Origin of the sequence: Streptomyces sp. NPDC058470 (assembly GCF_042721055.1) — a bacterium.
In the GTDB taxonomy this organism is placed as follows: Bacteria; Actinomycetota; Actinomycetes; order Streptomycetales; family Streptomycetaceae; genus Streptomyces.
The window spans coordinates 45393-54953 of sequence record NZ_JBHXMF010000062.1; the positions used below are offsets into that span (position 1 = coordinate 45393).

Genomic DNA, 9561 nt, shown 5'->3' on the forward strand with positions numbered 1-9561 from the left:
GCTTACTAGATCGCTGTTGTCTTCGGGGCGCTTACTCGGCTGCCGTCGCGGCCTCGGGCGGGACGGACGGGGCCTGCTGGAACTGGTGCTCGGCGAGCACCCCGGTCCGGTGCCGCTGCACGAACCAGTAATAGGCGAAGCCGCCTCCCATCACGATGCCGACGAAGAGAAGCGCACCCCACTTCAGATACCAGTGGAACGGGGCGGTCGCGTTGTAGACGGCGGCGCGCGGCCAGATCAGGTTGACCGTCATGGCCGTGCCCCACAGCACCGCGCCGATGTTGACGAGCAGGCCCCAGCGGCCGAGCGAGAACTTCCCGTCGCCCGCGGGCTGCCACTTGCCGCGCAACCTGGCGACCAGCATGGGTACCGTGACCCCCAGATACGCGAGGTAGATCATGATGATGCCGATGCTGGTGACCACGGTGAAGATCTGCGGCTGGCGGATGTTGACCACCAGGATCGCCAGCGCCAGGACGCCGATGATGACTGCGGGCAGGACCGGGGTCTGGAACCGCGGATTGACCTTGGCCAGCTTGGACGCGGCGGGCAGGTTGTTGTCGCGGGCCATCGCGAAGGCCAGCCGGATCGCCGCCGTGTGGACGGCCAGGGCGCACACCGTGACCGCGATGAACACGCACCACAGCATGGCCTTGCCCGCGTCCTCACCGAGCACGTTGAGGACGATGTACTGCAGGCCGTCCGTGGACAGTTGCTCGCCCTTCAGGCTGGAGACGCTCATCAGGGCGAACAGCAGGACGAGTCCGCCGAGCACGAACGAGGCGATGATGGCGCGGAGGATGGCGCGCGGCGCGTTGCGCGAGGGGTCGCGGGACTCCTCACCGAGCGACGCGGCCGTGTCGAAGCCGTACATCACGTACGCGGACGCGAGCGAGGCGACCAGGAACGCGCCGAGGTAACCGCCGGGCATGCCCGCTCCCGTGCCGTTCGTCTCCAGCACGACCTGCGGACCGCGCGTGATGTGCACCGCGAACAGCACGATCAGGACGACGGTCGCGACCAACTCGATGAAGACGCCCGCCGTGTTGATCCTGGCCATCAGCTTCACGCCGAGGGCATTCACCAGGGTGGTGAAGACAATGAGTACGGAGGCAAGCAGCACGGCGTTGGTGGCGACGTCGTACTTGCCCGTGCCGTCGCCCACGAACTGGAACACGGAAGAGATCTGAGGAAGCGTCAGCTGATAAGCAAGGGCCACGGCGGCGATCGATACGACCGAGGCGAGCAGCATGGTCCAGCCCGCGAGCCAGCCCACGTGCGGATTGCCCACCTTCTTCGACCAGTTGTAGACGGAGCCGGCCACGGGATAGCGGGCGGCGAGCTCGGCGAAGCACAGGGCGACCATGAACTGGCCGACGAAGACCATCGGCCAGGACCACCAGTAGGCGGGCCCGCCGCTGCCGTAGCCGAAGTAGAAGAGCTGGAAGGTACCGGTGAGGATGGAGATGTAACTGATGCCGGCGGCAAAGGTGTGAAAGTTACCAAGCGTGCGCTTCAGCTCGGGCTTGTAACCGAACTCGTTGAGTTCCGAGTCGTCGTGACTGTGTTTCTCGGGTGGTTGAGCCGTGGTGGTCATGAGCGGCCTCCTGGAAAGGGGGAAGTTCTCCCGGGCGGGAGGGGGAGTGCGGCTCGTGCGGGGTCGAAGGTGTGTGCGGGTGCTGGATCATAGGGCTGATCCGCGGCTGCCGGGTCATCCTGCGGATCCGTTGGCTGCCGGAGTTCACCTCTCCGAAGGGCCGAACCGGTCGAATCGGAGGACAGAGCGGATCGGATCAATCGAACCAGCCCTGCGGACTCGGATTCGTCGTACGCCAGATGTGTTTCGTCTCCCGGTATTCGGCGAGACCGGCAGGCCCGAGCTCCCGCCCGAACCCGGACTGCTTGTAACCTCCCCACTCGGCCTGGGGTACGTACGGGTGGTAGTCGTTGATCCATACGGTGCCGATGCGCAGCGCGGACGCGACCCGCTGGGCCTTCGCCTCGTCGGAGGTGAAGATCCCGCCCGCGAGACCGTAGATGGTGGCGTTGGCCAGCCGTACGGCTTCCGCCTCGTCGGTGAACCGCTCGACGGTCAGTACGGGACCGAAGGACTCCTCCTGGACGACAGACATCCCGCCGGAGCACTCGTCCAGCACGGTCGGCGGATAGTAGAAGCCCTCCGGGTGCGGAGGATCAGCCGGCCGCTCGCCGCCGCAGCGCAGTACCGCGCCCTCCTCCAGGCCCTTGGCGACGTAGGCCTCGACCTTCGCCCGGTGCGCCGCCGAGATCAGCGGACCGGTCTGTGCCTGCTCGTCGAACGGCCCGCCCAGCCTGATCAGTTGGGCCCGGCGTACGACCTCGTCGACGAAGCGGTCGTGCAGTGAGTCCTCGACCAGCAGTCGGGCGCCTGCCGAACACACCTGCCCGGAGTGCAGGAAGACGGCGGTCAGCGCCATGTCGACGGCCGTGTCGAAATCGGCGTCCGCGAAGACGATGTTCGGATTCTTGCCGCCGAGTTCGAGCGCGACCTTCTTCACCGTCCCGGCCGCCGCGGCCATCAGCCTGCGGCCGGTCTGAAGACCGCCGGTGAAGGACACCAGGTCCACGTCGGGATGCTCGCCCAGCGGTGCGCCGGCCTCGGGCCCCGCGCCGAGGATCAGATTCCCCGCGCCGGCGGGCAGCCCGGCCTCCTCCAGGAGGCGCATCAGATGGATCGCGGTGTGCGGGGTCAGTTCGCTCGGCTTGAGGACGAAGGTGTTGCCCGCCGCGATCGCCGGGGCGACCTTCCAGGCCGTCTGGAGCAGCGGATAGTTCCACGGGGTGATCAGCGCGCAGACACCGACCGGTTCGTATACGACCCGGCTGTCGACGCCCGCCGAACCCGTCTCCACGACCCGGCCGGACTCGTTCGTCACGAGCTTCCCGAAGTAGCGGAAGCAGTTCGCGATGTCGTCGATGTCGTACTCGCTCTCCACCAGGCGTTTGCCGGTGTCGAGCGACTCCGCGCGGGCGAGTGCGTCCTTGTCGCGTACGAGGAGATCGGCGACCCGCAGCAGCAGGTCGCCGCGCTCGTTCGCGGACGTGTGGGGCCAGGGGCCCTCGTCGAAGGCGCGGCGCGCGGCCGCGATCGCGTCGACCGTGTCCTGGCCGCCCGCCTCGTCCACCTCGGCCACCAGCGAGCCGTCCGCCGGACACCGGATCTCGCGGGTCCGTTTCTCCCGGGCACTCGTCCATGCGCCGTCGATATAAAGATCAGCCATCCATGCCTCCCAGCATGCCTATGAGCCACTCGTGGAAGATCCCGATGTGGTGCTCGGTGGGCACCAGAACCCCGCCCCGCCGGTAGGCGCGGGACGCCATCGCGGGCTGCGTACGTTCGCAGGCCTCGAAGTCCTGAGCGTTGACCCGGTGGAAGAGTTCCACGGACTTCGACACATCGGCGCCCGACGCCACGACCTCTGGAGCGTAGAGCCAGTCGCACTCCACGACCGTGCGGTCCTCGGCGAGGGGGAACATGCGGTGCAGGATGACATGGTCCGGTACGAGATTGATGAATACGGTCGGTTTGACGGTTATCGCATAGTAACGACGGTCCTGATCCTCCGCTACCGCGGGCAGCTTGGTGAATCCCTCGCTGCCGTCGACCGTGAATCCCTTGATCTCCTCGCCGAACTCGGCGCCGTGTCCGACGTAGTACTGGGCGGCGTAACCCTCCGCGAACTCCGGGAGTACGTCGGTGAGCTCGGGGTGGATCGTGGCGCAGTGGTAGCACTCCATGAAGTTCTCGACGATCAGCTTCCAGTTCGCCTTCACGTCGTAGGTGATGCGTTTTCCCAGGGCGAGATTCTCCGTTCCGTAGTGCTCGATGGCCGCCGCGTTGCCGAGCCGCTCGACGGCCGCGCCCATCACCGTCTCCTCGAAGGAGGGCGGCTCTTCGGCCACGCATACCCAGGCGTAGCCGAGCCATTCCCGCAGGGCGACCTTGACCAGGCCGTATTCGACGCGGTCGATGTCCGGCATCTTGATCAGGTTCGGCGCCGCGACCAGCTTGCCGTCGAGGTCGTACGTCCAGGCGTGGTACGGGCACTGGATATTGCGGCGGACCTCGCCTGCCTCCTCCGTGCACAGCCGGGCCCCGCGGTGGCGGCAGATGTTGAGGAACGCGCGCAGTTCACCGGTGCGCGAACGGGTGATCAGGACGCTCTCGCGGCCGACCTGGACCGTGCGGAAGGCGCCGGGCTTGACGAGATCGGCGGAACGCACGGCACAGAACCACATCGACTCGAAGAGCTGCTCCTGTTCCGCGCGGAAGATCTCCGGATCGGTGTAGTAGCGCCCGGGGAGGGTGGCGATCAGGCTGGGGGAGACGGGGCTCGGGGAGATGGGGGTCGTCGTCACGTGCGTACTCCTCAGGCGGGCGCGGCGGCGAGGCGCTGGGGGGCGAAGAGGTCGATCGGGTGTTCGGTGGTTCCGTTCAGGGCCAGGTCGGCGAGGATCTCGCCGACGACCGGCACGAACTTGAAGCCGTGCCCGGAGAACCCGCAGGCCACCGTGACGGACTCCGGGTGCGCGGGGTGCCGGGCGATCACGAAGTGCTCGTCGGGAGTGTTGGAGTACATGCAGGTGGCGGCCTTGAGGAAGGTGCCGGGCAGGTCGGGGATGCAGCGGGACATGTGGTCCGCCATGGCCCCGATCTCGTCCTCGTGCACGGTCCGGTCGATGTTCTCCGGGGTGCACTCGACGCCCTTGCGGAAGAAGGCGACCTTGGCGCCGAGGTCCGGCCCGTCGATCGAGGGGAAGCCGTAGACCTGTACTCCGGCCGCGTCCTCCCAGATGTAGATGGGGTGGTCGGCGGAGAGGAACGGCTGGACGCCGGCCTTCGGCTGGAACCAGTACATGACCTGCCGCTCGATCGTGAACGGCACCCCCAGATCGGTGAGCAGCTGCGGCGCCCACGCCCCCGGGCAGATCACCAACTGGCCTGCCGTGTAGGTGTTTTCGGCCGTGTGAACCCGTACACCGTCCTTGTACGGCTCCCAGCGCGTCATCGGCTCGTCGAAGTGCAGGTCGGCGCCCTGACGGGTGGCGAGCTGGAGGTGTGCGGCGACGGTGTTCTCGGGCCGGACGAACCCCGCGCGGGGTTCGTAGAGCCCGATCTCGTCGTTGTTCGGGTTGAGAGTGGGGAAGCGGCGGCGGATCTCGGCGGCGTCCAGGATCTCGTGGGGCAGGTCCCACTGTGTGGCGGAGCGCAGCGAGCCGGAGAAGGTCAGCGAGTCGGGCGGGCCGATCATCACGCCGCCGCAGAGCGTCGCGATGTCCCGCCCGGTGGCCCGCTCCACCTCGTCGTACAGCTCGTAAGCGCGCAACAGCAGGGGTACGTACGCCGGGTCCTCGAAGTAGGACTGGCGCGTGATCCGCGAACCGCCGTGACTGGAACCGCGGTTGTGCACCGGGCCGAACTTCTCCAGGCCGAGCACACGGGCGCCGCGCGCGGAGAGGTGGTGAGCGGCGGCGCTGCCCATACCGCCGAGACCGATCACGATCACGTCGTAGGTCGGGGACACAGTAAGCCTCCTGAGGGGTGTGTCAACGGCAGGTGTGTCAGCGGCGGATGCGGGTCATCTTCGGGTCGAAGAGCGGCTCGTCGGCGACGGTCGCGGGGACCTTCTCGCCGAAGTACTCGATGTGCACGCCCGTGCCGCTCGCTAGCGTCGGCAGCCAGGCATATGCGACGCAGCGGCCCAGCGTGTAGCCGTACGAGGCGCTGGTCACGTAACCGGCTGGGGCGCCGTCGACGTACACCGGCTCCTTGCCGAGGACGACGGCGGCCGGGTCGTCGAGGAGGAGCGGGGTGAGCCTGCGCGTCGGCTCGGCCTGAGCGAGTCCTTGTAGTGCCTCCTGGCCGACGAAGCCGTCCTTGTCCATGCGGACGGCGAAACCGACGCCCGCCTCGTACGGGTTGTGCTCGTCGGTCATGTCGACGCCCCAGGCGCGGTAACCCTTCTCCAGGCGGAGGGAGTTGAAGGCGGAGCGACCGGCCGCGATCACGCCGTGCTCCCGGCCCGCCGCCCACAGCGTGTCCCAGAGCCTGAGCCCGAGGTCGGCGCTGGTGTACAACTCCCAGCCCAGCTCGCCTACATACGACAGGCGCATCGCCGTCACCGGGACATGCCCGAGGTAGGTCTCCTTCGCGCGGAAGTAGCCGAAGCCCTCGTGCGAGAAGTCGTCGCGGGCCAGCGGCTGCACGAGGTCGCGGGCGAGCGGGCCCCAGACGCCGATGCAGCAGGTGCCGGAGGTGATGTCGCGGATGTGTACGTCGGTGGGTGCGTGCCGGGTCAACCAGTCAAGGTCGGCGGGGGAGTTGGCGCCTACCTGGAAGCGGTCGACGGCGAGGCGCGCGACGGTGAGGTCGGAGCGGACGCCGCCCGTCTCGTCCAGGAGCAGGGTGTACGTGACCGCTCCGGGTTTCTTGCGGAGGTTGTTGGTGGTCATGCGCTGGAGGAAGGCGAGGGCGCCGGGGCCGGTGACTTCGAGGCGGCGCAGCGGGGTCATGTCGTACAGCGCGACCTTCTCGCGGGTCGCCTTCGCCTCCGCGGCCGCGATGGGCGACCAGTAGCGGGCCGACCAGGGGTCGCGCTCGGGGAGGGGCCCGAGGGTGTCGACGAGCGGGGCGTTCGCCTCGTACCAGTGCGGGCGTTCCCAGCCGCCGCCCTCAAGGAACCGGGCGCCGAGTTCCTGCTGCCGGGCGTAGAAGGGGCTGACGCGCAGTGGACGGGGCTGTTCCATCGGCTGGAGCGGGTGCAGGACGTCGTACACCTCGACGAACTGCTGTGAACCGCGCTCACGGACGTACGACGGTGAACGCTGCGCATCCTCGAAACGCGTGAGGTCGCACTCGTGCAGGTCGATGGAGGCGCGTCCGTCGACCATCCACTCGGCGACCGCCTTCGCGACCCCCGCGGAGTGGGTGACCCAGACGGCCTCGGCCAGCCAGAAGCCGCGGAGTTTCCGTGACTCGCCGAGAACCGGCATGCCGTCGGGCGTGAACGAGAAGACGCCGTTGAAACCCTCCTCGATCTCCGTCTCACGCAGGGCGGGCATCAGCTGGCGGCAGTCCTCCCAACTCGGCGCCCAGTCCTCCTCGGTGAAGGGGAACGAGGACGGCATCTCCATGTCGTTCGCCCGCGCCTCGTCGTAGGGGAGGATCGCGAACGGGTCGACGGGGAGCGGTTTGTGGGCGTAACTGCCGATACCGATACGGTCGTTGTGCTCGCGGAAGTAGAGGTCGCGGTCCTGGAAGCGGAGGATGGGCTTGGAGGCTTCCGTCTGCGCGTCGGCCAGCTCGGGGAGTTGCCTCGTCTTCGCGTACTGGTGCGCGAGTGGTTGCAGCGGGATCTCGACTCCGGCCATACGGCCGATGACCGGGCCCCAGAAACCGGCGGCGGAGACGACGTGGTCTGCGGGGAAGGTGCCGCGGTCGGTGACGACGGCGGTGACCCGGCCGTCCTCCTGCTCGATGCCGGTGACCGTGTGGCGGTCCAGGAAGCGGGCGCCCCTTTCGGTGGCCCGTGCCAGCTGGGCGCGGGACGCGAGCACGGCGCGGGCCAGGCCGTCGTCGGGCGTGTGAAAGCCGCCGAGGAAGGTCGACTCGTCGATGAGCGGCCAGAGTTCCTTGCAACGGGTCGCGCTGACGACCTCGCCGCGCACGCCCCAGGCGGCGGCGTAACCGGCCTTGCGGTGCAGGTCGGCCAGCCGCTCCGGTGTGGTCGCCAGTTCCAGACCGCCGACCTGGTTGAAGCAGGAAACCCCGTCCACCTGGAGGGAGTTGAACTTCTCGACCGTGTAGCGGGCGAACGCCGTGAGCGTCTTGGACGGGCTCGTCTGGAACACCAGACCTGGCGCGTGCGAGGTGGAGCCGCCCGGGGCGGGCAGCGGCCCCTGTTCGAGGACGGTGACGTCGGTCCAGCCGCGGGCGGTCAGCTCGTCGGCGAGTGAGCAGCCGACGATGCCGGCGCCCACGATGACCACTCGGGGATGGGTTTCGGGCGTACTGGACATGCCCCTCCTTGCCGGGGTGGGGAGCGAACGCGCTCAGGGCGTGGGGACGTTGGGCCGCTCGGCGGCGACGGTGGTGTCCTCGCCGTGTCCGGTGCGGACGACCGTGTTGCCGGGGAGGTTGAGGAGCCGGTTGCGGAGGGAGGCGTCGACGGTGGGTCGGTCGGAATACGAGCTGCCGGTCGCATTGGTGAGACCGGTGGCCGCGTCGATGCGGCTCTGTCCAGTGCAGTCCGTGGTCACAGGACCACCACCGAACGCAGCACCTCGCCCCGGTGCATCTTCGCGAACGCCTCCTCGACCTGATCGAGCGAGATGGTCTCGCTGACGAAGGCGTTGAGGTCCAGCAGACCGTAGAGGTACTGGTCGATGAGGAACGGGAAGTCGCGGCTCGGCAGGCAGTCGCCGTACCAGGATGACTTCAGGGCGCCGCCGCGCGAGAACAGGTCGATCAGCGGGATCTCGATCTTCATCTCAGGGTCGGGGACGCCGACCTGGACGAGCACCCCGGCGTGGTCGCGCATGTAGAAGGCCTGTTTGTACGTCTCCGGCCGGCCCACCGCGTCGATGGCGATGTCGACCCCGAAACCGTCGGTGAGCGCGCGTACCGCCTCCACGGGATCCGTGCCCCGGGAGTTGACCGTGTGCGTCGCGCCGAACTTCTCGGCCTGGTCGAGCTTCTTGTCGTCGATGTCGATGGCGATGACCTTCATGGCGCCGTTGAGGCAGGCGCCCGCGATCGCCGCGTTGCCGACACCGCCGCAGCCGATGACGGCGACCGTGTCACCCCGGCCGACGTTGCCGGTGTTGGCGGCGGCGCCGTACCCCGCCATCACCCCGCAGCCGATGAGGCCCGCGGCCTCGGGACGGGCGGCCGGGTCGATCTTCACCGCCTGTCCGGCGGCGACCAGGGTCTTCTCGGCGAAGGCGCCGATGCCGAGCGCGTTGCTGAGCGGGGTGCCGTCGAGGAGCGTCATCGGCTGGGTGGCGTTGCGGGAGTCGAAGCAGTACCAGGGGCGGCCGCGGCGACAGGAGCGACAGCTTCCGCAGGGCGCGCGCCAGGCGAGGACGACGTAGTCGCCGGGGACCAGGTCGGTGACACCCGCGCCGACCGCCTCGATCGTGCCGGCCGCCTCATGGCCCAGCAGGAAGGGGAAGTCGTCGGTGATCGCGCCCTCCCGGTAGTGCAGGTCCGTGTGGCAGACCCCGCATGCCTGTACGGCGACGAGCACCTCACCCGGGCCGGGATCGGGGACGAGGATCGTCTGCACCTCGACGGGTGCGCCCTTCTTGACGGCGACTACGGCACGGACCTCGTGTGGCACGACAAGCTCCTCTGCTGTTGCGCAATGCACGATGGGTTGCGCTATGAGGAACATAGTGAGAACGCCGTCATGGGGTCGTCAAGAGGCGGGGGTTAACCCTTGGCAAAAGGAACGGACGGCACGAAACCTGCCCGACACACAGAGGCGGGGGGGGGGGGGGGTGTGGGGGCCCCGGCCCGGC

At 68.4% G+C, this 9561-nt stretch carries 7 protein-coding genes; all 7 read right to left on the bottom strand.

Going from position 1 to position 9561, the window contains the following annotated elements:
• Nucleotides 1–31: 31 nt before the first annotated feature.
• Nucleotides 32–1597, bottom strand: coding sequence for an APC family permease (locus tag ACFWP7_RS34605; protein WP_384389884.1), 1566 nt, complete (start codon nt 1595–1597; stop codon nt 32–34).
• Nucleotides 1598–1793: 196 nt separating this feature from the next.
• Nucleotides 1794–3260, bottom strand: a complete 1467-nt coding sequence (locus ACFWP7_RS34610; RefSeq protein WP_384389887.1) for an aldehyde dehydrogenase family protein — start codon at nt 3258–3260, stop codon at nt 1794–1796.
• Nucleotides 3253–4398 carry an aromatic ring-hydroxylating dioxygenase subunit alpha gene (locus tag ACFWP7_RS34615; protein WP_384389890.1) on the bottom strand — a complete coding sequence of 382 codons (1146 nt, stop codon included), beginning with the start codon at nt 4396–4398 and terminating at the stop codon, nt 3253–3255. Before ACFWP7_RS34615 ends, ACFWP7_RS34610 begins: the two co-directional genes overlap by 8 nt.
• Nucleotides 4399–4409: 11 nt before the next feature.
• On the bottom strand, nt 4410–5564 hold the full coding sequence (solA, locus tag ACFWP7_RS34620) for an N-methyl-L-tryptophan oxidase (protein WP_384389893.1): 1155 nt from the start codon (nt 5562–5564) through the stop codon (nt 4410–4412).
• 37 nt (nt 5565–5601) lie between these two features.
• Nucleotides 5602–8058: an FAD-dependent oxidoreductase gene (locus ACFWP7_RS34625; protein WP_384389896.1), complete on the bottom strand. Its 2457-nt coding sequence runs from the start codon at nt 8056–8058 to the stop codon at nt 5602–5604.
• A gap of 33 nt (nt 8059–8091) precedes the next feature.
• Nucleotides 8092–8298 (bottom strand): hypothetical protein, encoded by a 207-nt coding sequence (locus ACFWP7_RS34630; RefSeq protein ID WP_384389898.1) that lies wholly within the window; start codon nt 8296–8298, stop codon nt 8092–8094.
• The gene (locus tag ACFWP7_RS34635; protein ID WP_384389901.1) at nt 8295–9380 is read right to left on the bottom strand and encodes an S-(hydroxymethyl)mycothiol dehydrogenase; all 1086 of its coding nucleotides are present in this window, start codon (nt 9378–9380) and stop codon (nt 8295–8297) included. The genes ACFWP7_RS34630 and ACFWP7_RS34635 overlap by 4 nt, the downstream gene beginning before the upstream one ends.
• Nucleotides 9381–9561 lie beyond the last annotated feature (181 nt).